Source organism: Sphingopyxis sp. (assembly GCF_036261875.1).
Taxonomy (GTDB): Bacteria; Pseudomonadota; Alphaproteobacteria; order Sphingomonadales; family Sphingomonadaceae; genus Sphingopyxis.
In genome coordinates this window covers 1-23,852 of the sequence record NZ_DATAJZ010000007.1, presented here as the reverse complement: position 1 = coordinate 23,852, position 23,852 = coordinate 1, and the positions used below count along the sequence as shown (strand labels likewise).

The following is a 23,852-nucleotide window of genomic DNA, read 5'->3' as shown; positions in this document are numbered from 1 at the left end:
AGCAGGTCGGGCAGGCGCTTCAAAATTCCGGGCTTCCGCTATCTTCGGCGCCATCTTCAACCGCCGCCATCTGCGCCCGCATAACGTCCAGCTTCGCGGTCAGCCTGGCCTTGGCGCTCCCCTTCGGCTCGATATTCGCGGCCGGCAGCTTCGCTCCGCGCACCGCCGCGCGATGCGCAGCCAGCAGCGACAGGCCGAGCCGATATTTCTGCGCCCGCGACTTCAGCGTCGAATCCTTCACATTGCCCGTCGGCGCGATCAGCGCCTCGGACAGCAACTCGGCCTCGAGCCGGGCAAAGCCCTCGCACAGCGCCTCGTGCCAGCGCGCCGCGAATCCGGCGTTGCGGCGCCGCTCGCGGTACATGGCGTTCGCCGCGATCCCGGCCGCGCGCGCCGATGCCGCGACATTCGAGGATTCCGCCAGCGCGTCGAGAAAGACGTCCATCTGCCGGCGGTCCGGGCGCGCCGCACCGCAGCCGCCCTTTCCCTTGCCGATCCGTCCCATCGCCAACCTCCCAAAAGCATAAGGACCGGAACACCCTCCCGCATCGGAAGGGCGCCGGCCCGAATCGCAATTCTTCATGATGTGACACTTGTGCCATAACAGCGTCACGATGTCAATATAAAATAACCTATATGGTTATTTGTCGCTATTCGCTCTCGCTTTCTTCGGCACCCCAGATCAGGTGCAGGGTGACGGAAACGACGGGCCGCCGCATCCATACTTCATCCCCACCCGATTGACGCCCCGCGCCAGATGGTTACACCTTCAACCATTCACCGCAAAAAGGGGCACTCATTCGATGCGTAAACTCGCCTTGCTCGGCGCGAGCCTTCTCACTCTCGCCGTCCAGCCGCTCCTCGCTCAGGAAAGCCCCCCTTCCGAACCGGCGGCGGCGCCCGCCGCGGCCGAAGACGCGGCCCCGGCCCATGGCAGCGCGCGCAAGGGCCCCGAACGCCACTTCACCGGCGAGGATCTGTTCAATCTCGCCGCCGCCGCCGATCCGCAGATCAGCCCCGACGGGCGCCGCATCGCCTATGTCCGCCGCGCCAACGACATCATGTCCGACCGCGCGGTCAGCAGCATCTGGCTGCTCGACACCCAGACCGGCGCCGAGACTCCGGTCGCCGGCCGCACCGGCGGCGCCTTTTCGCCGCGCTGGTCGCCCGATGGCAAGCGCCTCGCCTATGTTTCGACCCAGGGCGGCGGCGCCCAGCTCTGGGTGCGCTGGATGGACGGCGGCGAAGCGGCGAAGCTCACCGGCCTGCCGACCAGCCCGTCGAGCATCGCCTGGTCGCCCGACGGCCGCTCGATCGCCTACACGATGCTCGTCAAGGACGAGGCGCCGAGCTTCGGCAAGCCCCCCGCGAACAAGCCCGAGGGCGCGAAATGGGCGGACCCGCTCGAGGTGCACGAGCTTCTCGCCTACCGCGCCGACGGTCAGGGCTATATCGAGCCGGGGTTCGAGAAGATCTTCCTCGTGGCGGCGACCGGCGGCGCCCCGCGCCAGCTCACCTTCGGCCCCTATCACGACGGCGGTCCCTTGAGCTGGTCGCGCGACGGGACGACGCTCTATTTCAGCGCCGACCGCCGCCCCGACTGGCAGAGCGACCCGCTCGAAAGCAATATCTACGCGCTCGACGTCGCCGGCGGCGCCGTCACCCAGCTCACGACGCGCAAGGGCCCCGACGCGAACCCGCTCGTCTCGCCCGACGGCCGGACGATCGCCTATGTCGGCTTCGACGACCGGCTGCGCGCCTATGAAAATACCGGCCTTTACGTCATGAACCGCGACGGGTCGGGCAGCCGCCGCCTCGCCGCCGACTGGGATTACAGCGTCGACGGCGCCGCCTGGGACGCCGACGGGCGCGGCCTCTATGTCCAGTATGACGATCGCGGCGAGACCAAGGTCGCGCGCATCGGCCTCGACGGATCGGTGCGCACCGTCGCCACCGGCCTTGCGAACAGCGATTTCGACCGCCCCTATTCGGGCGGCAGCTTCTCGGTCGCGGGCAATGACGCGATCGCCTTCACCGCGGGCACGCCCCAACGCCCGGCCGAGGTCGCGCTCGCCGCGGGCGGCAAGACGCGCACCCTCACCGATTTGAGCCGCACCCTCGCCGCGACCAAGGCGCTGGGCGAGGTGCGCAAGATCAGCGCCGCGTCGAGCTTCGATGGCCTCGCGATCGACGGCTGGCTGACGCTCCCGCCCGGTTATCGCGAGGGGCAACGCGTGCCGCTAATCCTCGAAATCCATGGCGGGCCCTTCGCCGCCTATGGTCCGCATTTCGCCGCCGACAACCAGCTTTACGCCGCCGCGGGCTATGCCGTCCTCTCGGCGAACCCGCGCGGCTCGACCAGCTATGGCGAGGCGTTCGCGAACGCGATCGACAAGAACTACCCCGGCAACGACTATTTCGACCTGATGAGCATCGTCGATCGCGCGGTCGAGCTCGGCATCGCCGATCCCGACGCGCTGTTCGTCACCGGCGGCTCGGGCGGCGGGGTGCTGACGAGCTGGATCGTCGGCAAAACGGATCGCTTCAAGGCCGCCGTCGCCCAGAAACCCGTGATCAACTGGACGACGCAGGCGCTCACCGCCGACGGCCCTGCCTTCTTCGGCCGCTACTGGATGGGTGCGATGCCGTGGGAGAATCAGGCCACCTACTGGAGCCATTCGCCGCTGTCGCTGGTCGGCAACGTCAAGACGCCGACTATGGTCGTCGTCGGCAGCGAGGATTACCGCACGCCAGTCAGCGAGTCGGAGCAATATTATACCGCGCTGCGCCTCCGCGGAGTGCCGACCGCGCTGGTCAAGGTGCCCGGCGCCAGCCACGGCGGCATCGCCGCACGCCCGTCGCAGGCCGCGGCCAAGGCCTCGGCGATCCTCGCCTGGTTCGAAAAATACCGGAAGGGCTGGACCCCGGCGGCGGGGTCGCCCACGGAAACACCTGCCGCCGCCGCATCCACGCCTTCCTCCCCCGCTTCGGAAACCCCTCAGCCATGATCCTGCGCCCCGCTCTCCTCGCCGCCGCTCTCCCCACCGCTGTCTTCGCCGCCGCGCCCGCCGCGGCGCAGGACATCAGCGCCGCCAACCTCACCGACACCGTCCGCACCCTCGCCTCGGCCCAGTTCCAGGGCCGCGCGCCGGGCACGGTCGGCGAGGAGCGGACGATCGGCTATCTGATCGGCCGGCTTCAGGCGCTCGGTCTCGAACCCGCCGGGCCGGACGGCGGCTGGACGCAGAAGGTGCCCTTGCTTCACACTCGCCTCGGCACGCCGACCACGCTCGCCTTCGACCGCGGGGGCACGGTGACGCCGCTCCGCCTCGGCACCGACATCTATGTGTCGAGCCAGCAGTCGAAGGACGTCGCCGCGATCGCCGGCGCACCGATGATCTTCGTCGGCTATGGCGTCCACGCCCCCGAACGCGGCTGGGACGATTTCAAGGGCGTCGATCTCAAGGGCAAGGTCGCGGTCTTTCTCGTCAACGACCCCGATTTCGTCGCGACGAAGGGCGACGACAGCTTCGGAAAGTTCGGCGCCCGCACGATGACCTATTACGGCCGCTGGACCTACAAGTTCGAGGAAGCGGCACGCCGCGGCGCGATCGGCGCGCTGATCGTCCATGACACCGACGGCGCCGGCTACGGCTGGAACGTCGTGAAAAGCCCCGGAGGCGAAAACTACAGCCTCGTCGTTCCGCCCGAAAAGATGACCAGCCTCGCATTGCAGGGCTGGATTTCGGGCGACACTGCGGCGAAGCTGTTCGCGGATGCCGGGCAGGATCTGGCAAAGCTCCGCCTCGCCGCGCGCCGCGCCACCTTCCGCCCGGTCGACCTCGGCACGACCTTCGCCGCGGCGATTCCGGTGACGCACGAAGTGGTGCAAAGCCAGAATGTCCTCGCCAAAATCCCCGGTGCGAAGCGCCCCGACGAGGTGGTGATGTACGGCGCCCACTGGGACGCCTATGGCGAGGGCAAACCCGACGAACAGGGCCGCATCTATCGCGCCGGTGCCAATGACGACGCGCTCGGCGTCGCCGCCCTGTTCGAGATCGCGCGCGGCTTCAAGGCTGCGCCGCCGCCCGACCGCACCCTCCTCTTCGCTTTCTGGACCGCCGAGGAACGCGGCCTGCTCGGCTCCGAGGCCTATGCCCAGACGCCCGTCTATCCGGTCGAGAAAACCGTCGCCAATCTCGGCATCGACATCCTCCAGACCGCGGGCCGCGCAAAGGACGTCATCCTCGTCGGCAAGGGCCAGGGCAGCCTCGAGGACGACCTCGCGCGCGTCGCCGCCACCCAGGGCCGCACCGTCAGCGTCGAAAGCCTACCCGAACGCGGCCTCTTCTTCCGCGCGGACCATTTCAGCATGGCGAAGCGCGGCGTCCCCGTCCTGCTGATGATGGGCATCGCGGGCGCCTCCGACCTCGTGAACGGCGGCAAGGCGGCGGGCCAGAAGTGGGTCGATGATTATACCGGCAAATGCTACCATCAGGCCTGCGACGCTTGGGACGCGAGCTGGAATCTCGATGGTGCGGTTCAGGATATCCAGATTTTTTACCGGATCGGTGATGAGCTCGCACGCTCGGCCAAATGGCCGCAATGGAAACCCGGCAGCGAATTCAAGGGGATCCGCGACCAAAGTGCCGCCGCACGGGAATAGGTCGCCGGCGGAGCCGCTGGCGACTGAAAAGGCGACACTCTGTGCCTCATGACTTCGTCATTCCCGCGAAGGCGGGGACATCTATAATGGTGGTCTCATCACTGATCTTCGACCAACGACGGATCGCTGGGTCTATCGGCCCGACCGCGATCGAGCACGATCACGGTCGGGCAACTGACGGCCTATCACGCCGGGCGGGCACTGACGGATTGGTTAAAAGCCAAAGGCCACTCCGACGCGGCCGCCCGTCGACCCTTTGACGGTCGAACCTGCGACGCCGCCGCTGACATAGACGCGGGGCGTCAGGCGGACCACGGCAGCGCCCGAAAAGCCCTGTTCGCCGCGGTAGGTCGCGAGATTGAACGAGATGGAGACATTGCTGTCGGGGACGATCATCGTTCCGCCCATCGCCATCGCCGTCGCGATTCCGCCGTTCGCCTGGCGGGCATGCCGTTCAAGCACGACCGTCCGCGCATCGAGCGCAGCCGACTGCTGCTCGAGCAGGTCGACCCTTCCCCCGAGCCCGCCCAGTTCCGCGATGTCGAGCGCCGTGGTGCCGATATTGCCCGCGGCATCGGTCGTCAGCAGATGCAGCGCGCCGCTCTGCGCCGCATTGCTGTCGGACGAGGCGACCCCGGCGAGCGTATAGGTGCTCGCCGAATTGCCGAGCGCCACCTGGTTCGCGCGGTCCGCAACGGCCCCGTCGCCGATCGCCACCGCGCCGTCGCCAGTCGCGCTGCTGCCGTTGCCGAGCGCCACCGCACCGGTGCCGATCGCGCTGTTGTTGGCGCCGAGCGCGACGGCGCCGGTGCCGGTCGCGACATTCGGGTCGCCGATCGCTACTGCGCCGTTCCCGCTCGCGACATTGCCGGCACCGATCGACACCGCCTGTCCATCGACCGCGCGGGCGTTCGCGCCCATCGCAACCGACTGGCTGCCGCTGGCGATCGCGCCGGGGCCGACGGCGATCGAGTCGATGCCCGTCGCCTGCGGCCCCGCACCGGTGCCGTTGGCCCTGAAATAGGCGCCGTTGGCGAGCGCGGTGTCGGCGGTATCCCGCGCCGCCGCGGCTTCGGCGCGCGCCATGTCGGCGGTGTCCTGCGCCTTGCCGGTGCTCGTCGCGAGTTGCGAGACATCATCTTCGACCGCCTCGACGCGCCCGTCGAGCGCGGTCACTTGGCCTTCGACGGTGCCGACGCGTCCATCGAGCGCGGTCACTTGGCCCTCGACGGTGCCAACGCGTCCGTCGAGCGCTGTCACTTGACCCTCGACGGTGCCAACGCGTCCACCGAGCGCGGCCATATTGCCCTCGACCGTCCCGACGCGTCCGTCGAGCGCAGTGACATCGCCTTCGACGGTTCCGACGCGCCCGTCGAGCGTGGTAACATTATCGGCAAGTGTTCCGAGCTGGCCACCGAGCGTTCCGACATCGCCCTCAACCGTTCCGAGGCGCCCATCGAGCGCGGAGATATCGCCGCTGATCGTTCCGACCTGGGTGCCAAGCGCCTCGAGATTGCTCTCGAGCGTCCCGACCCGCCCGCCGAGCGCCGTGACATCGCCCGCGATCGTTCCGATCTGTGTGCCGAACGCGGTGACATTGCCCTCGACCACGCCGAGACGCCCGCCGAAGTCGACGATATCGCCCTCGACGAACCCGACCCGTTTGCCGAGCCCCAAAAGATCCTGGTTGGTCATAAATAGCTGGGCGCCGGTCACGGCATCGCTGCTCGTCGCGGTCAGCGCGCCGTCGCCGACCCGCGTGATCACGCGGGTCTTCGCCGCGTTGCCGACCGACACCGTATCCGCGGCGGTCGTCACCGATCCTTGGCCCAGCGCCACCGAATCGTCGAAATTGGCTTGGGTGTCGGTACCAAGCGCGGAGGCTCGGTTGGCATTGGCCTGGCTGTCGGCGCCGATTGCCACGGCGTCGGATTGGGTCGCCGACTGGGTCGCTCCCGCCTGGCTGCGGACGCCGATCGCGGTGTTGTTGGCGCCCAATAATCCGTAAGCGGTGACCACGCCATCGCTTACGATATAGCCATCGGTGCGGGCATAGTCGCCGATCGCGATCGAGCCATAGCCGCCGCTCGCGGCCTGTATCCCGATCGCCACCCCATTGCTCGAATTGATGCCGCTCGTGGCACGGTCGCCGACCGCGATGCCCCCGATTGCGCGAGAGAGGTGGCCGAGCGAGATCGCCCCGTTGAACTCGGCAAGCGCGCCATCGCCGAGCGCAAGCGACGATTCGCCGCGCGCCTGCGCCACGCGTCCGAACGCGATCGCGCCATCGGCGCTTGCGATCGAATCGTCGCCGATCGCAATCGCCCCGTCGCCATCGACATCGCCGTCTTCGGCGGCGAGCGCGAACAGGCCCCGTTCGACGACGGTGCGGCGGCCGATCGTCGCATTGCGGCCGATCGCGATCGCGCCGTCGCCCTCGGCCTTGGTCGCCGCGCCGACCGCGACCGCCCCGGCCTTCGAGGAATTCGCCTCGCTTCCGATCGCGACGGCGCTTTCGGCGCTCGCGACGCTCGATGGGCCGACGGCCAGCGTCGCCGGCCCCACCGACTGGGAAAGCGAGCCGATCGCCACCGAATCGCCGCCCGTCGCGGTGCCCGCCGGAACGCTCGCATTGAGCGCGGCGAGCTGATCGGACAGCGCGTTGAGCTGGCCCAGATTCACGGCGTCGTTCGCCTGCGTGCCATTGGCGACGTGGATGATCTGACGCGGCGCACTCGCCGAACCGACCGACACCGAATAGTCGCGGTCGCCGACCGAACCGAAGCCGATGGCCGTGGAGCCTTCCGCATTGGAGACGGCATTGACGCCAAAGGCACTGCTGTAATCGCCGAAAGCGCGAACGCCCGAACCTATAGCTACGGCGCTGATGCCCGATGCGACGGTTAGTTCATGAAGGTCGCCCTCCAGGCCGAGGTTGTCCGTGGCGCCGCCATCGCCGTTGCGGTCGTACCATCCGCCGAGCGCAAGGCTGCCTCGACCGCCAGCCTCGGCCCAAAACCCGAAGGCGCTGCTGGAATCTCCGAGCGCGGAAACATGGTAGCCGAAGGCATTGCTGTACGTCCCGACCGCATAATTCTGATACCCATAGGCGTTACTGCTCACGCCCGAGGCGACATTCCAGGCGCCGAAGGCATTGCCGAAGGTTGCGCTGGCAAGGTTCACCCAACCGAAGGCGTTAGACAGCGCGCCACTGGCTTCGTTGGCGAATCCGAACGCCGAGGAACGATAGGCGGTCGCCAGATTTAATCGACCGAATGCATTCGCTTCCTTTGCGCTGGTGAGATTCTCGCTGCCGAACGCATTGGCGTAGCCGGTGCCGTTGGTCAGCGTGTCGTCGTTGATCACATTGCCGAATCCGAACGCATTGCTGCGCTCGACGGTGATGGTGTTGGCGTTGCCGACCGCGTTACTGAAATCCCCGCCGACGCTGTTGCTGTTGCCCAGCCCTGTGCCGCTATCGCCGGTCACCGCGTTGGCGGATCCGGTCGCAGTGCTGTATTCGCCACTCGCTTCATTATTGTCCCCGACCACCACGCTGGTCAGCACCGGCGGCGGCGTCGGCGGGCGTGTCGTCGTCGGGCAAAGGCCGTTGATCGCGATGTAGCCACCCTCGCAAAGCGCGACGGGGACAGGATCGTCGGAGGGCACCACCTTGCTAAGTGCCAAGCCGGATTGCGCGTGCGCGGTGGCGGGCATGCCGAGCGCGCCCGCGAAGCCGAGAACGAGGCCGGCACTGGCGCATGTGTGGAGGAGCGCGGCGCGCCTGCCGCGGCGTGGCGCGGTCGCGCCGACCCGGTTCTCGATGCTATCGAAGGTCAGAATGGTCATTGGTTTCCCCCATGTCCGCGCCGCGCCGAATGGCGCGCGGGTGCAATGGTGCGGGAATGACATGGGGTTTCCCTTGGCCGTTAGGCAGGCTGTTTCATTTTGTTCGGTCGAACGTCTCAGATTCGGTTGACCGGCGGCGGGACGGCGTTAGGTTTCCGGCCCTGCGATCTCCGGGGGGAGGGAAGGGGTGGACCAGCAAAGCAGGCCGCATTGGCACGGGACGCGCTTCATGCGCGTGACGACCGAAGCCGAGCGGGCCGGCGAACGCTTCGATTTCTGGCATTCGTTGTTCCCGCACATCGAAATGCGGCGCACCACCGGCGAAGGCGGCTATCGCGCCGCGGCGCTCGCCTGCGCCGGGGACGACGGCATCGCCTTCACCGATCTGGTCTGCGCGCCCACCGCATCGCGCTTTTTCGACGGCCGCGTCGATCATATGCAGCTGTGCGCCGTCGTGGAGGGCCAGTTCGGGGTCGCTCATGGAAAGGACGAGCGCGTGTGGCTCGGCCCGGGCGGCGGGCTGCAACTGCTCGATTGCCACCGCGCGGCACAGACCCATTCCGAAGCCCGCTATCGCGCCTATCACATCACGCTGCCGCGCGCCGCGGTCTATCGCGCGATGGGCGGCGACCCGATCGCGGGGACCGGCGCGCTGCGCGCCCTTCCCGATACGCCGCTCGCCCGGCTGCTCAAGGATCAGCTCGGCGCGCTCGCGCGCCACGGCCCCGGCATGGACGCCGCGGCGGCGGCCGCGGCGATGACGCTGCTCAGCGGTCTCGCCCTCACTTATCTCCAGGGCTTCGGCACCGCCGCCCCGAACGCCGGAAAGCGCCTCGGCGAAGCGCAATTCGCCAGCGCCTGCCGGCTGATCGATGCGCGGCGCGACGATGCGGGGCTGACGGCCGAAGCCATCGCGCGGGCGATCGGCTGCTCGCGTGCCAGCCTCTACCGGCTGTTCGACCAGCGCGGCCTGTCGGTCGCCGAGCATATGCGCGCCGTCCGGCTCAATCACGGCCGCGCGCTGCTGCGCGATCCCCGGCTCGGCATCGGCGATATCGCCCTGCGCTGCGGCTATGACGATCTGTCCGCCTTCGGCAAGGCGTTCCGCCGCCGCTTCGGCATGACGCCGCGCGACTGGCGGATGATGGTAAGCTGAAAATTCGAATGCAGTCGGCGACTATTCCGCCGACAAGGTCTCACGATCGGCGCCGATTCCTGAATATCGGCAACGCACCGGCGAAGCCTGATCCGAGACCGGTCTGTAAGACGGTACGGTAGCGAGACAGCGCCCATTTCTCGCCACCCTCCACTCATATCAAGATATCGAGCGAGTTATAACATAGGTGTCTCGCTTTCACAGAAATGACGAAGAGGGGAGTTCGCTCCCAAGACCATTTTCCGTCGCCTAGCCCTTCGCGAACTCCCGCGCCAACACCGCCAGCCCGCGCCGCAATCCCGCGCGGTCGATCGCACCGCCCAGCGACACGCGCAGCGCGGGTGCCTTTACCGCGCCCACGGCAAAATCATCCGCCGCGATGGCCATCATCCCGGTAGCGCGCAGCGCGCCCCCGATCCGCGCCGGATCGGCTCCGCCCGGCAACGGCACCCACAGATGATAGCCGCACGGATGCGCGGCATAGCTCCCTGAAGGCAACAGGTCGACGGCGATCGCCTGCCGCGCCACCGCTTCGGCGCGCGTCTCGGCGATCAGCCGGTCATAACTCCCGTCCTCCAGCCAGCGCGTCATCAGCGCAGCATTGAGTGGCGGTGGCATGACGTCGCTTCCATGCACCTCGACCGCGACCGCCAGCGCGTCGGTGACCGACGGCGCACGGACATGTGCAATGCGCAGCGCCGGGGAGATGATCTTCGATGCGCTGGCGACATACCAGCCGCGTTCGGGCGCAAAGCTCGACAGCGGCGCGATCACTGCCTCGGCAAGCTGTCCATAGGCGTCGTCCTCGATCAGCCGCACCCCGTGCCGCCGCGCCGCCGCGGCGAGCGCCGCGCGCTCGTCGGCATCCAGCGTGACGGTGGTCGGATTGTCGTTGGTCGGCACGATATAAAGCGCCGCGATCGTCTCGCGCCGGCAGAGCGCCTCCAGCGCGTCGGCATCGATCCGCGCCAGCGGCGCCAACCGCAACCCCGCCTTCTTCGCAATCGCCAAGAAGCCCGGATAGACATGCATCCCGCACGCGACGACATCGCCCGCCTTCAAGGTCGCGCCGACGATCGCGTGCAGCGCATTCTGCGCCCCTGCGGTCACCACCAGTTGATCGGGCTCGCTCGCCAGCCCCAGCCGCCCGAAAAGTGCCGCGCCCGCCGCGCGGTCGGCCTCGCGCCCGCCCGCGGGCGTATAGTGCAGCCGCCCGCCCGCGCCCGGCGCGCGCAGCAACGCACTCGACGTCCGCTCCCACGCCGCGAGCAGCGACCCGCCCGCGACCTCGGGCGGCATGTTCATCCCCGTGTCGCGCGGCGGCGGTCCGGCAGCAATCGCATCCTGCGGCAGCACGAAGCTTCCCGCACGCCCGCGCGCGCCGATCAGCCCGCGCCTCCGCGCCTGCTCATAGGCCCTGGTGACGGTGGTCAGGTCGATCCCGAGCCGCGCGGCGAGATCGCGTTGCGTCGGCAGCCGATCGCCCGCGCAGAGCACACCGGTCTCGATCGCATTCGCAATCGCCTCGGCGATCGCGACATATTTGGCGCCGCTGCTGCGGTCGAGATCGGGAACCCAGCCGTCAGCCATCGCCCTCTACGCTCTCCCCCTTGGCGCGCGCATGGAGCTTCGCCCACAGCGCGTCGGTGCCCGCTTCCTGCGCGCGGTTCACATATTGCGACGCGACCAGCCAACCCTTGATCGGCTGCAGCGCCGCAAGGCAAGGAATGATCATCAACGGCACCGAGACGATCAGGTGCATCCACCACGGCGGATTCAGCGCGACCTCGAACCAGACGACGAGGAACAGCAGCGGAAAGGCGATGAAGCAGAGCGAGAAGAAAGCCGGCCCGTCGTCGGGCGCGGCGAAATCATAATCGAGCCCGCATTGCGGGCAACGCTCCTGCACCTTCAGCCAGCGCCGGAACATCCGGCCCTCGCCGCAACGCGGACACAGGCCGTGCAATCCCATCCTGTAAATCCACATCCACTTGTCGCGGCCCTCGAGTTCGCTCATTGCCATCGTCCATATCCATACACAATACCATACATAATACCGAGCATGACAAATGTCGAGGGGCGGATTATTTCCCGCGCATGAGCGACGATAAAATCTACATCAGCGCGAACGATCTTCTCGCCGACTCGCTACGGCTCGGCATGAAGGTCATCGACAGCGGGTTCAAACCGACGCATCTCGTCGGCATCTGGCGTGGCGGCGCGCCGGTGGGGATCGCGGTGCAGGAGCTGCTCGACTATCACGGCCACCACTGCGACCATATCGCGATCCGCACCTCCTCGTACAAAGGCATCGACGATCAGGATCCGCACGTGCGCGTCTTCGCGCTCGGCTATCTGATCGACACGCTGAACCCCGAAGATCGACTGCTGATCATCGACGACGTCTTCGATTCGGGGCGCAGCATCCGCGCCTTCATCGCCGAGCTTCGCGCGCGCTGCCGCCACAATATGCCGCGCGACATCCGCATCGCGACGGTCTGGTTCAAGCCCGGCCGCAACGTCACCGACCTCCGGCCCGATTTCTTCGTCTACGAAACCGACCGCTGGCTGATCTTCCCGCACGAGATCGACGGGCTGACGGTCGAGGAAATCCGCCGCCACAAGCCCGAGGCGGCGATCATCCTGCGCGAGGAGGACGCATCGCATGACTGAGGGTTTCGCATCCGCCGCTGAGCGCGCCGCCTTCATCGCCGGCTTGCCCAAGGCCGAGCTTCATCTCCATATCGAAGGCTCGCTTGAACCCGAACTGATGTTCGACCTCGCGCAGCGCAATGGCGTTGCCATCCCCTTCGCTTCGGTCGAGGAGGTGCGCGCCGCTTACGCCTTCTCGAACCTCCAGGACTTCCTCGATATCTATTATCAGGGAATGGGCGTCCTCCGAACCGAGCAGGATTTCCACGACCTCACCGCCGCCTATCTCGCCCGCGCCCGCGCCGACGGCGTCCGTCATGTCGAGATCTTCTTCGACCCGCAGGGTCACACGACGCGCGGCGTCGCCTTCGAGACCGTCATCGCCGGCATCACCCGTGCGCTCGACGCAGCACGCGCGGAGCATAGGCTGACCTCGAAGCTGATCCTCTGCTTCCTCCGTCACCTCAGCGAGGCCGAGGCCGAAGCGACGCTCGACGAAGCGCTGCCGTTTCTGGACCGCATCGCGGGCGTCGGCCTCGACTCCTCCGAGGTCGGCCACCCCCCATCGAAATTCGAACGCGTCTTCGCCCGCGCCCGCGACCTGGGGCTGAAGCTCGTCGCCCACGCCGGCGAAGAAGGCCCGCCCGCCTATGTCCGCGAAGCCCTCGACCTCCTCAAGGTCGACCGCATCGACCACGGCAACCGCAGCCTCGAGGACGATGCGCTCATCGCGCTCCTCGCGAGCGAAGGCATGACGCTGACCGTCTGCCCGCTCTCGAACCTCAAGCTCTGCGTCGTCGATGATCTCGCCGCACATCCGCTGAAGACGATGCTCGACGCCGGGCTGGCCGCAACGGTGAACAGCGACGACCCCAGCTATTTCGGCGGCTATGTGAACGCGAATTATCAAGCGGTCGCCGAAGCGCTCGACCTGTCGAAGGCCGACCTCGTGACACTGGCACGCAACAGCTTCACCGGTTCCTTCCTGAGCGACACCGAGAAAGCAAAACACCTCGCCGCGATCGACGCCTACGCCTGATCCTTCGCTATCGCGGGTGCAGCTTCGCCAGCGCGATCCCCGCCAGATTCTGCGCGCGGCCGATATGCCGGATAAGCGGCGCCTGCCCCTCGCCCGCCAGCGCGCGAAACACCGCCAGATGCGCCGCCGCCGCGCCACGCGCCTGCGCCCTACCCGTCGCCTGCGCGATCACCCCGGCAGCATCACCCAGCAGCACGAAATCCTTCAGCTCCCGTACCCGCGCCAACTGCAGCGCCGCGATCAGGGCCAGCCACTCGGCGTCGAGGCTGCTCCCGACGCCGATGTCGCGCTCGATTGTCGCGACTCCGCCGGTTACCACGGCGACCTCCATCGGCCCCGGGTTGGGCCGACAGCCGCCATCGAAATAGATTTTGGTCCGCCGCGCGATCATTCCACGGATATAGCGCGAAGCATAGCGATCCGGAACGCTCCCCCCTAGGGCGTAGCCGTGGGGAGGGGGACCGCCCGAAGGGTGGTGGATGGGCAGCGACGTCGCCAAGGCCCCTCCGACAGCGCTTCGCGCTGCCACCTCCCCATGCCCATGGCACAGGGAGGATTCAACAATCAGAATTTCCCGCGCACCGAAAAGGCGAAGATCGGACCGATCAGCCGGTCGCGCTCCTCGACGAAAGCGATCTCGCTCGCCCCGCGCAGGCCCTCATAGACCGTCCGGTCGCGCCGCGAGCGGGCGTTGGTGATATTGTTGATCGACGCACGCACGGTCAGCCCCATCACATTCTTGTGCTCGACGAACACCGACGCCCAGATCGGTCCCTCCCACACCTTGTCGGTCTGGTTGCGGCGATAATTGGGCTGAACGTGCGAATATTCGACATGGCCGCCCCACGCCCAGTCGCTACCCGGAATGTCGTGGCGCAGGTCGGCGCTCAGCGCCGTATCGGTGAACCCGCTCCATTGCCTTTTCTCGCCGGTGAAGGGATCGCGCAGCGTCGATGTCTGGAACAGCAGACTGGTGTCGAGCTTGACCCCCTTCAACCCCGCCGGATCGAAGTTGATCGTCGAGGTCCATTCGACCGCGCCGGCCTTGGCCTTGGCGATATTGCCGACCGCCTCGCCATCCAGCCCGATCGGAATCACGTCGACGCGATCCTCGACGTCGCGATAGACGAAATAGAGCTTGGTCGATCCCCACGCCCCCAACTTCTTGTTGATCTCGAGTTCGTAACTCCAGTCCTGCTGCGGCCGCAGATCGTTGTTGCTCTGATTCTCGTTGCCGTCGTTGAGGAAGGCGCGCGCGAGGAAATCATAGAAGCTGAGCTGCAGCACCCGCCGCCGGATCTTGAGCGATGCATCAAAATCGGCCGACGGCGCCCAGGCGAGCGTCAGCGACCCTTTCGGCCGGAAAAAGCTGCGCGTCAGGCCGTTCAGTCCGGTCTGCGTGATCGTCGAATGCTCGGCGCCCGCGATCAGCTGAAAACTGAAACTGCCGGTGAGCTTGCGCCCGAAACTCAGCAGTCCTTCGTAGCGATCCTCGCTGACCCCGCCGGTCCCGCCGTCGAACGGCTGGTCGATCCACGCACCCGAGGGATCGAGCGTCGCGATCGACGCGACATTGCCCAACGTGTTGAACGCCCCCTCGCCCGAAAGCTGCCAGTCGCCGCCGAACATCTTCCACTGATATTCGCCGCGCGCGATCGTCTCGCCCAGATTGCCGGTCTGCGCGAAGCGGTCGCCGGTCGCGGGCGTCCCATCGTCGGGGGTGGTGACGATCTCCTGCGAATAGGGTTCGTGGCTGAACCGGCGAAGCCCGATCAGCTTGAGTTTGCCCGGGCCGACGCCGAATTGATAATCGCCGCCGAGCTCGTAATTCCAGCTATCGGCATTTTCATACACTGTGCGGAGCCGGTCGGGCTGGCCGGGGCCGGTGCGCACGCCATCCTCGTAATAACGGTCATATTTGCGCTGAATATGGCCGCCGAGATTGGCGACACTGTCCCCCGGCGGGTCCCAGGTCAGGCGCCCCGACAGCTTCGGCGTGTCATAATGGGTATTCCAGATATCCTTGCGCCGCTCGATGATGCTGCCCGTGCCATCATAGATCAGCGTCGGGCCGCCGGCGCCGCTGCGCGCCGAATCGTCGTTACTCAGCGCCGCCTCATATTCGATCTCGCCCGTCCGCCCGCGCACCGACACGTCAGCGCGGGTCAGCAGCGGATCGGTGTAATGCGCCCGGAATTCGGGCTTCCACGAAAACTGGCCCGAGAAACTGTCGGCGCGATAGACGATGTTCGCGACCTGTCCCGACAACCCCGGAATATCGAGCGTCGCGCCGTCGACGATCTCGATCCGCTCGACATTGCCCGCAGGAATGCGCGAAAGCTGGGTATACATGTCGTCGGCCTTGTTCGACGGCCGCTCGCCGTTGAACAGCACATTGCCCGTCGCCTGCCCCAGCCCGCGCAGATTCTCATTGTCGCGGATCGAAAAGCCCGGAACCTGCGCCAGCATGTCATAGGCATTCTTCGGCGCATAGCGCGCGAAATCGGCGGGCGTGAAGACCTGCCGCGCCGCGCTGTTCGCACTCGCGGCGATGTCGGTCGACGCGGGCGGCGGCGTGTCGCCGGTCGGCGGCGCCTCCTGCGCCGCGGCGGGCACGGCGGAAAGGACGGCGGCGACCGCCGCAAGGCTGACGGCAAATTTCACTGGCCGCTCCCCCGCGCCCGGTTCATCGCCCGCGCATAGTCGGACGACACGTCCAACGCCTTCATCGCTATGACGTCGTCGGCAGCCAGGCCCCGATAGCCCGCCACGGCGAGGCCCCGCACATAGGGGCCGTCGATATCGAGCGCCTTGCACGCGATCGCATCGCCGACATCGACCAGCACCATCGCATCGGACTTCAATTCGTGGACATAGGCGGGGGTGACGTCGAGCGCCGCGGCGGCGATCAGGTCGCCGCTATCCTTGGGCCTCACGCCTTCGCGGGTCAGTCCGTCGGCCAGGTCGAGCGTCGCATCGACGAGCAGCATCGCGATCAGCTCACCGCGGTCGTCGGGCGCCAGTCCCCGCGCCGCGAGTCCGGCCTCAAAGCGCGGATCGGCGGAAAAACGGCAATGCCCCGCGCCCGCGAAAGCGCCCGTCAATCGGCCCGAGCAAGCGAGCGTCCCGGCCGCGTGCGCCACGGTGAAGGATACCGGCCCCGCGCCGCCTTGCAGCGCATCGCGCGCCGCCCGAAACTCGGCGCGGCCGTTCAGCGACACATCGCTGCTCGACGATGCGTGGCTGATCCGCAGATGCGGCTCGGCACCGGCCGAAGGCGCGACCTTCCAATCGATAGGATCGACGATCAGCGGATCGGCGGCAGCGTTCGGCGCGGCCTGCGCAAGAACCGACAACAAGGCGGTTCCAGCGGCAAGAATAAGGGTTTTCATGGCATGTCCTCCCTCCACACGCCAGGCGAGCGCCATCGCTCGCCGCGGCGGCGGCGTTTCAAAAGCGGGGTTCGATCAACAGAAGCTGTGGTTGGACGAACGTCCGGGCGTCAGTTCTCGGGTGCGGCCGGGGGCTCGGGCGGCGCGGGGAATTCGACCCGTGCGACGCGGCCATCGGCGCCGCGCGCTTCGATCACGCCGCGGCTGATATCGACCGTCGCCCGCTCGTCCCGGCGGCTCGTCGATTTCCGCATCACCCCCCGCGTCATTCCGGTCGCGCGCAGCTCGACCGCGTCGTCGGGGCTTTTCAGCGCGTAGCCCGCACCGCGCATCTTGCGGATATAGTCGCCGGTGACCCCCATCGCGCGCAGCGCGGTCAGGTCATCGATCGACAGGCTGCCGAACTCGCCCTTCATCTCGCGGGCATAGCCGGGTTCGATATGCAGCGCCGAAGCCCCGATCAGATCGTCCATGGAGGCGCCAGGAAAGACGCCGCGCATCGCCCGGATATAGGCGGGGTCGACCCCCACCGCTTTCGCCGCGATGATATCGTCGGGGTCCATCGAACCACCATGCTCGCGCATCTTGGCAACATATTCGGGGGTCACGCCGACCGCGCGCATCCCGACGAGCTGGTCGGCGGTGAGCGGCTTCGGCGCCGCGGCGGCAGGCGCCGCCTCCCCGCCCTGGTTTCCGCCCGCGGCCGCGGTGGACTGCGGCGCGGCCGGGGCGGCGGCGGCGAAAGGAACCGGGGAGTCCTTTGCCGCCCTGTCGAGATCGGCGTTCGATTCCGCAGTCGCCGAAAAGGCGGCGAGCGGCGCGGTGACGCCCGCGAGCAGCACCAGACTCATCAGCATCCAGCTCACGCTCGCGGGGCCGCGCTTCAGGCTGCCGTCGAGCACGCGGGTGATCCGGCGCTTGAGGCTGCCCTTGCCCGGCGCGACCCCGTGCGCGGCGAGCAGCGCGCCCTGATTGTCGTGGCGCGCGGCGCCGACAAGCAGGCTCGCATAATCGGGGCCGTCGATATCGGCCATCAGCACCGCATCGTCGGCGGCTTCTTCACGCAACTGATGGCTTTCGCGCGCCAGCATCCAAACCAGCGGATTGAACCAGAAAAGGGCGCAGACGGCGCGCGCGCCGAGCAGTTTCGCCCAGTCGAGCCGCGCGACATGCGCCAGTTCGTGCGCGATGATCGCCTCGGCCTCATCGACCGCATCGACCGTCACCGGGCTCAGCACGATCGTCGGGCGCAGCACGCCCCAACTGATCGGCGAGCGCAATTCGCGGCTGACGAGCAGCGCGGTGCCGTGCTTGAACCCCATGCGCCGCTGCGCCTCGGCGAGCGCCGACAGCCACGACCCCTCGGTCAGCACTTCGGCCCGGCCGCGCATCGCGAACAGCCGCACCACCGCAAGCAGCATCATTCCACACAGCAATGCCAATGGGATCGCATAGAGAAACGGTGCAAGATCGCCGACCTCCGGCAGCGCAAAACTCGCCGTGTCGGCCGTGGCCGAAGCGGCGGGGGCGGCCGCGGGCAGGGGGGCCGCCGAAGCGGGCGCGGCGGGCGCAGCGGCAACCGGTGCGGCGGTCCAGCTTTCGGGAAGCGGCGCCCATGCGGGCAAGAGCAGCATCGCGGCGGGAAGCGCGAGCAGCGCGACGATTCCGGCGTGCGCGATCAGCGACCGCTCGCCCGACGACCGCGACCGCGCGAGCCGCAGCAGGATCAGGGTCAGTCCCGCGACTGCGGCGGATTTCCAGGCAAGGCCCAGCAGCATGGCGGTGGTGATCATCACTGCTCTCTCCCTTCACGCGCTTTCGCGATCATCTTTTCAAGCTCATCGAGCTCCGAAGCCTTCATTCCGTCCTGCATCCCGAGCAGCGCCGCGGCGGCGCTCGTCGCCGATCCGTTGAAAAAGACGCGCACGACCTGGCTCAGCGCCGACCTGCGCGCGGTCTTGTCGGACACGCTCGGCGCATAAACGAAACCGCGCTCGGACGCCGCGCGCGCCACGAAGCCCTTCGCCTCGAGCCGCTTCAGCATCGCGCGGATCGCTGATCCCGACAGATCGTCGCTCAGCGCCTCGCCGATTTCGGTCACCGTGGAGGCGCCGCGTTCATAGAGAATATCGACGATCTCGCGTTCTCGCGGGGGCAGGCTCGACAGCATTTCCGAATCACCTCATGCGCTACATTTGTAGCGTGCTACATTTGTAGCGCATGATTGGCAAGAGATTTATTCGGATAATACACGGGGGCGCGGAGCAGCGCCTGCTTTTGGGAGTGCGGAGCGGACACTCCCCTCTTCGTCATTCCCGCGAAAGCGGGAACCCAGTGTGGGGTCAGCTGACGCACGCTCTGGGTTCCCGCTTTCGCGGGAATGACGAAATTGTGAGCCCCGCTACGCGCCCCCCTCCCTTCGTCATCCCGGACTTGATCCGGGATCCATTCTCTCAGCGCTGAATGAATGAATCCCGGATCAAGTCCGGGATGACGATGAAAAATTGGTCCGCAATCGGCCGTAAATCCCCCTCTCAGGCCGCCAGCACCTTCGCTATCATCCGCTCTTCCTTCGCGATCCACGGCGCCAGGCTCGGCCGCGACAGGATCGCCTCGCTCCACGCCGCGATCCGCGGATGCATCGCCGCGTCGATGCACGACCCGCAATGCCGCAGATTCACGAGCGGCGAGACGGCCGCCAGGTCGGCGAGGGTGAAGCGGTCGCCGACAAGATAGCCCGAGGCCGGGATCGCGCTCTCCAGATAGGCGAGCAACTTCGGCAGCTCTTCGGTCTCGGCCTCTGCCGCCGCGGCGAGGTCGCCCTCGCGGCCGAGGAATTTCGGCGAGACGATGCGATTGAAGAACATCTTGCCGCCGCACGCCGCGAACACCGTATCGCCGAACTCGTCCCACCAGATCACGCGCCCGCGCTCCCGGGGGTCGGCGGGGATCAGCGGCGGTTCGGGATGCCTAGCTTCCAGATAATGGATGATCGCGCTCGAATCGGCGAGGAGAAAGCCGTCGTCGTCCATCGCGGGCATCTTGCCGAGCGGCGACGCCGCGCGAAATCCCGGATCGGGATCACCGATCCCCACGCCCTGCAGTTCGAAATCGATCCCCTTCTCGCCGAGATAGCCCAGCAATTTGCGGACGAACGGCGATACGATCGAACCATAGATGATCATGCAATTCCCTCTCTTTCGCGCTCCGGCCGGAGCATAAGCGAAAGCCGCTTCGGCGCAACGGCTGCCATCGCCGGATTGGCCGCGAAATCATCTTGCCATCGTCCGCGCTCCGTGAATAAGGTCGCCGCCGGAGGGGGGACGCTGCCACGGCAGCCATCAGGCAGGATTCGCAAAAATGCGCCCTTCGACCTGGGCAGATCGGCTTGTGGCGCTGCTCGTCCGCTTCGTCGGCCTCGTCATCCTGCTCGCGACGCTCGTCGCCGCGGCCGCCAGCTTTCTGTACAATCAGGCCGAGGATGCCGACCTCGCCGATCGCGTCGCGATGCAGGTCAACATGCGGCTGCGCGATCATGTCGCGGTGCTTCAGGGGGTGCGCGCCCTCTATCAGTCGGCGCCCGCCACCCATGGGCCGAGCATCCGCGCCTATATCGCCGCCCTGCGGCCCGAGGAGCGCGCGCCCGGCATGGAAGGGATCGGCATCGCCGTCGCGATCCGGCAAGGCACGCCGGCGGCGGCCGAGGCGATGCTACGCGAAAATTATGGACGCGAGATCAAGGTCTGGCCCGCGACCAGCCAGCCGGTCGGCTTCCCCATCGTCCTCATCGAACCCTATAATCCGCGCCGCAAGAACGCGCTCGGATACGACATGTACAGCGAGCCGGTCCGGCGCGAGGCGATGCGCCGCGCGTGGCAGACCGGCGTCCCCGCCGCGAGCGGCCTTGTGCGGCTACAGCAGGAAAACGGGGCGGCGCAAAAACAGTCCGGCTTCCTCGTCTATCTTCCGATCTATGCCGCCGGGGCGCCGCCGGTGGCGGGATCGACCGAACGGCCGATCGAGGCCTTCGTCTACGCCCCCTTCCGCACCACCGACCTGTTCACCGCGGTCCTCGGATCGCAGCTCGCCACGATCCGCGGCGTCGAAATCTTCGCGGGCGACGGCCCTTCCGCGCCGCTCGCCTTTCGCCACGGCACGATGGGCTGGGACACGCACACCGAAAAACTGCGCGTCGCCGACCGAGTATGGACGATGCGCATCTCCTACGGCCGCCAGTTCGAACGGCTCGGCCGCCCCTTCGGCATCTTCCTGTTCGGGCTCGCGCTGGCGCTGCTCGCAACCCAGCTCCACCGCGTCCAGCAGCGCCGCGTCGGCGCGGCGCAGGCGCTCGCCGAGCAGCAGGCGCGCCACGCCGAGGATCGCGAGCTGATGATCGGCGAAATGGCGCACCGGATGAAGAACGCCCTCGCCCGCATCAGCGCGCTCGCGCGGATCACGCTGCGCGAATCGACGAGCCTGGAGGATTTCGAGACGCGCTTCGACGGCCGGATGCGCGCGCTGTCGGAAACCAAGCAGATGATCGTCACCGGCGCGGTGAGCAGCGTCGAGCTCGGCCGCATCGTCCGCCGCGAGCTCGAGGTCGCGGGCTGGCCCGCCGAGCGCATCGCCGCGCTGGACGGCCCCGACGTGCGGCTCGACGACGAAAGCGCGCAAGCGATCTCGCTCGCCATCCACGAATTCGTCACCAACAGCGTCAAATATGGCGCGCTGTCGGGCACCGGCGACCTCGCGGTCGACTGGCGGCGGGACGGCGACGCGATCGAACTCAGCTGGGTCGAAACCGGGCTCGCCGAAACCCCGCATATCGAAAGCGAGAGCTTCGGCACCCGGTTCATCCGCACCCTGATCGAACGCCAGCTCAAGGGAAGCTGGACCCGCGCCGCCGCCGACCACCGCCTGTCCATCACCCTGCGCTGGCCCGCCCATGCCGCCTGACGCGCGCTGGCACATCTGGATCGACCGCGGCGGCACCTTCACCGACGTCGTCGCCCGGCGCCCCGACGGTAAAGTCATCACCGCCAAATATCTCTCCGAAGACCCCGCGCGCGCTGGCGACGCCGCCGTGAATGCAATCCGCGACCTCACCGGCGCGGGCAAAGGCCCGCTGCCGCCGCTCGCGATCCGCATGGGATCGACCGTCGCGACCAACGCGCTCCTCGAACGCAAGGGCGAACCGACCCTGCTCGCGATCACGCGCGGTTTCGGCGATGCGCTGACGATCGGCTATCAGGACCGTCCCGACCTCTTCGCGCGCGCGCTGCACCGCATTCCGCCGCCGCACGCGATGGTCGCCGAAATCGCCGAGCGCGTCAGCCCGGAAGGGCATATCCTCACCCCGCTCGACGAGGAGGCCGCGCGCCGGTCGCTGCAAGCCGCGCGCGACCGCGGCCTTTCCAGCGTCGCGATCGTCCTCATGCACGGCTATCGCTATCCGGCCCATGAACAGCGCCTCGCCGCGATCGCGCGCGAACTCGGCTTCGCACAAATCTCGACCAGCCACGACGTCAGCGCGCTGATCAAGCTGATCGGCCGCGGTGACACGACGCTCGCCGACGCCTATCTCTCGCCCGTCCTGCGCCACTATGTCGATCAATTCTGCGCCCAGCTTGCGGGCGGCACCGACCCGCAATTCATGAAAAGCTCCGGCGGCCTCGCCTCCGCCGCCGCCTTCCACGGCCGCGACGCGATTCTCTCGGGCCCCGCGGGCGGCATCGTCGGCATGGTCGGCAGCGCCGCGCCTTTGGGCAAGACCCGCCTGATCGGCTTCGACATGGGCGGCACCTCGACCGATGTCAGCCATTATGCCGGGCGGCTGGAGCGCGACAACGAGACCATCGTCGCGGGCACCCGCATCCGCGCGCCGATGCTGCGCATCCACACCGTCGCGGCGGGCGGCGGCTCGATCTGCCGCTGGGACGGCGCGCGCCTCACCGTCGGCCCCGAAAGCGCCGGCGCCAACCCCGGCCCCGCCGCCTATGGCCGCGGCGGCCCGCTGACCGTCACCGACTGCAACGTCCTGCTCGGCAAGATCCAGCCCGATCATTTCCCGAAACTCTTCGGCCCGAACGGCGACCAGCCGCTCGACGGCGCGGTGGTCGCGGAGAAATTCGCCGCCATGGCCGCCGAGGTCGGGGGCATTACCCCCGAAGCTCTCGCCGAGGGCCTGCTCGGAATCGCGGTCCAGCAGATGGCGAACGCGATCAAGCGCATCACCATCGCGCGCGGCCACGACGTGACGCAGGGCTACAGCCTCGTCGGTTTCGGCGGCGCTGCGGGCCAGCATGTCTGCCTCGTCGCCGACGCGCTCGGCATCGACGAGATCCTGCTCCACCCGCTCGCCGGGGTGCTGTCCGCCTATGGTATGGGGCTCGCGAGGCCGTCGGCGATCCGCGAGCGCACCCTCGCGCTGCCACTCGGCGAAGAATGTGCCGCAACGCTCGCCGCCGCCGAAGCCGACCTGTCCGCCCAGGCCCGCACCGACCTCGCGCGCGATGCCGAAACGACCCGCGAAACCCTGCTCTTCGTCCGCCTCGCCGACAGCGACAATGCGATCGAACTCCCGCTCGCGCCGCCGCAGGAGGTCGCGCCGGCTTTCGCCGCCGCCTTCCGCCAACGCTTCGGCTACGCCCCGCACGCCGATCTGGTGATCGACCGCATCCGCGTCGAACTGACCGAAGCGGGCGACGCCCCACCGGCGCTGCCGCCTCCCGCCGCGACAGCCGGGACCGCTGCCGAAATCGCCACCGCCTGGCTCGCCGGTGCCGCGCGCGACGCCCCGCTCCACCAGCGCAGCGCCCTCGCCCCCGGCCGCAGCGTCACGGGGCCAGCGATCATCGTCGACCCGCTCTCGACCACCGTGGTCGAACCCGGCTGGACCGCGACGGTCGAGCGGGAAGGGACATTGCGGCTCTCAAAAAGCCCCTCCCCTGAAGGGGAGGGGTTGGGGTGGGGTCCATCGGCCTTGCGCAAGGTTTCGAGACCCCACCCCCAACCCCTCCCCTGAAGGGGAGGGGCTTATAGGATGCAGCCGCTTTAAGCATCGGGAATGAGGTTCCCCGGATTCATAATCCCCTCCGG

17 protein-coding genes are annotated in these 23,852 nt (G+C 67.7%); 7 read left to right on the top strand and 10 right to left on the bottom strand.

Annotated elements, in window-relative coordinates; translation table 11 throughout:
* Positions 1–19: 19 nt before the first annotated feature.
* Positions 20–505, bottom strand: coding sequence for a hypothetical protein (locus VHO04_RS01805; protein ID WP_329626766.1), 486 nt, complete (start codon positions 503–505; stop codon positions 20–22).
* 298 nt (positions 506–803) lie between these two features.
* Here VHO04_RS01805 and VHO04_RS01800 point away from each other — a divergent pair, with 298 nt between their 5' ends.
* Both VHO04_RS01800 and VHO04_RS01795 read left to right on the top strand, forming a co-directional pair.
* Positions 804–3,008: a S9 family peptidase gene (locus VHO04_RS01800; RefSeq protein ID WP_329626765.1), complete on the top strand. Its 2,205-nt coding sequence runs from the start codon at positions 804–806 to the stop codon at positions 3,006–3,008.
* Positions 3,005–4,666 carry a M20/M25/M40 family metallo-hydrolase gene (locus VHO04_RS01795; RefSeq protein WP_329626764.1) on the top strand — a complete coding sequence of 554 codons (1,662 nt, stop codon included), beginning with the start codon at positions 3,005–3,007 and terminating at the stop codon, positions 4,664–4,666. The genes VHO04_RS01800 and VHO04_RS01795 overlap by 4 nt, the downstream gene beginning before the upstream one ends.
* A 213-nt stretch (positions 4,667–4,879) precedes the next feature.
* Here VHO04_RS01795 and VHO04_RS01790 read toward each other — a convergent pair whose 3' ends face one another.
* On the bottom strand, positions 4,880–8,515 hold the full coding sequence (locus tag VHO04_RS01790; protein ID WP_329626763.1) for a hypothetical protein: 3,636 nt from the start codon (positions 8,513–8,515) through the stop codon (positions 4,880–4,882).
* A gap of 187 nt (positions 8,516–8,702) precedes the next feature.
* On the opposite strand from VHO04_RS01790, the gene VHO04_RS01785 reads away from it, so the two are divergent.
* The gene (locus tag VHO04_RS01785; RefSeq protein ID WP_329626762.1) at positions 8,703–9,671 is read left to right on the top strand and encodes a helix-turn-helix transcriptional regulator; all 969 of its coding nucleotides are present in this window, start codon (positions 8,703–8,705) and stop codon (positions 9,669–9,671) included.
* Between the two features lie 249 nt (positions 9,672–9,920).
* Here the strand turns inward: VHO04_RS01785 and VHO04_RS01780 are convergent, their stop codons facing one another.
* Complete coding sequence (locus VHO04_RS01780) at positions 9,921–11,261, bottom strand: PLP-dependent aminotransferase family protein (protein WP_329626761.1); 1,341 nt, start codon at positions 11,259–11,261, stop codon at positions 9,921–9,923.
* On the bottom strand, positions 11,254–11,694 hold the full coding sequence (locus VHO04_RS01775; RefSeq protein WP_414713069.1) for a DUF983 domain-containing protein: 441 nt from the start codon (positions 11,692–11,694) through the stop codon (positions 11,254–11,256). Before VHO04_RS01775 ends, VHO04_RS01780 begins: the two co-directional genes overlap by 8 nt.
* Positions 11,695–11,768: 74 nt before the next feature.
* On the opposite strand from VHO04_RS01775, the gene VHO04_RS01770 reads away from it, so the two are divergent.
* On the top strand, positions 11,769–12,344 hold the full coding sequence (locus VHO04_RS01770) for a phosphoribosyltransferase (RefSeq protein ID WP_329626759.1): 576 nt from the start codon (positions 11,769–11,771) through the stop codon (positions 12,342–12,344).
* Positions 12,337–13,362: an adenosine deaminase gene (locus VHO04_RS01765; RefSeq protein WP_329626758.1), complete on the top strand. Its 1,026-nt coding sequence runs from the start codon at positions 12,337–12,339 to the stop codon at positions 13,360–13,362. Before VHO04_RS01770 ends, VHO04_RS01765 begins: the two co-directional genes overlap by 8 nt.
* 7 nt (positions 13,363–13,369) lie before the next feature.
* Here VHO04_RS01765 and VHO04_RS01760 read toward each other — a convergent pair whose 3' ends face one another.
* The 6 genes from VHO04_RS01760 to VHO04_RS01735 all read right to left on the bottom strand — a co-directional run bounded on the left by VHO04_RS01760 (position 13,370) and on the right by VHO04_RS01735 (position 19,939).
* Positions 13,370–13,681 (bottom strand): reverse transcriptase-like protein, encoded by a 312-nt coding sequence (locus VHO04_RS01760; protein ID WP_329626757.1) that lies wholly within the window; start codon positions 13,679–13,681, stop codon positions 13,370–13,372.
* Between the two features lie 245 nt (positions 13,682–13,926).
* Positions 13,927–16,026, bottom strand: a complete 2,100-nt coding sequence (locus VHO04_RS01755) for a TonB-dependent receptor plug domain-containing protein (RefSeq protein ID WP_329626756.1) — start codon at positions 16,024–16,026, stop codon at positions 13,927–13,929.
* Positions 16,023–16,754, bottom strand: coding sequence for a hypothetical protein (locus VHO04_RS01750; RefSeq protein WP_329626755.1), 732 nt, complete (start codon positions 16,752–16,754; stop codon positions 16,023–16,025). Before VHO04_RS01750 ends, VHO04_RS01755 begins: the two co-directional genes overlap by 4 nt.
* A 110-nt stretch (positions 16,755–16,864) precedes the next feature.
* A complete protein-coding gene (locus tag VHO04_RS01745; protein ID WP_329626754.1) occupies positions 16,865–18,547 on the bottom strand; it encodes a M56 family metallopeptidase in 1,683 nt (560 codons plus the stop codon).
* Positions 18,547–18,924 carry a BlaI/MecI/CopY family transcriptional regulator gene (locus tag VHO04_RS01740; protein WP_329626753.1) on the bottom strand — a complete coding sequence of 126 codons (378 nt, stop codon included), beginning with the start codon at positions 18,922–18,924 and terminating at the stop codon, positions 18,547–18,549. The genes VHO04_RS01745 and VHO04_RS01740 overlap by 1 nt, the downstream gene beginning before the upstream one ends.
* 364 nt (positions 18,925–19,288) lie before the next feature.
* Positions 19,289–19,939, bottom strand: a complete 651-nt coding sequence (locus VHO04_RS01735) for a glutathione S-transferase family protein (RefSeq protein ID WP_329626752.1) — start codon at positions 19,937–19,939, stop codon at positions 19,289–19,291.
* A 175-nt stretch (positions 19,940–20,114) separates the two neighbouring features.
* Here VHO04_RS01735 and VHO04_RS01730 point away from each other — a divergent pair, with 175 nt between their 5' ends.
* Together VHO04_RS01730 and VHO04_RS01725 are read left to right on the top strand one after the other, a co-directional pair.
* Positions 20,115–21,710 carry a CHASE domain-containing protein gene (locus VHO04_RS01730; protein ID WP_329626751.1) on the top strand — a complete coding sequence of 532 codons (1,596 nt, stop codon included), beginning with the start codon at positions 20,115–20,117 and terminating at the stop codon, positions 21,708–21,710.
* Entirely contained in the window at positions 21,700–23,778 is a 2,079-nt protein-coding gene (locus VHO04_RS01725; protein WP_329626750.1) for a hydantoinase/oxoprolinase family protein, read from the top strand. Before VHO04_RS01730 ends, VHO04_RS01725 begins: the two co-directional genes overlap by 11 nt.
* The last annotated feature ends 74 nt before the right edge of the window (positions 23,779–23,852 follow it).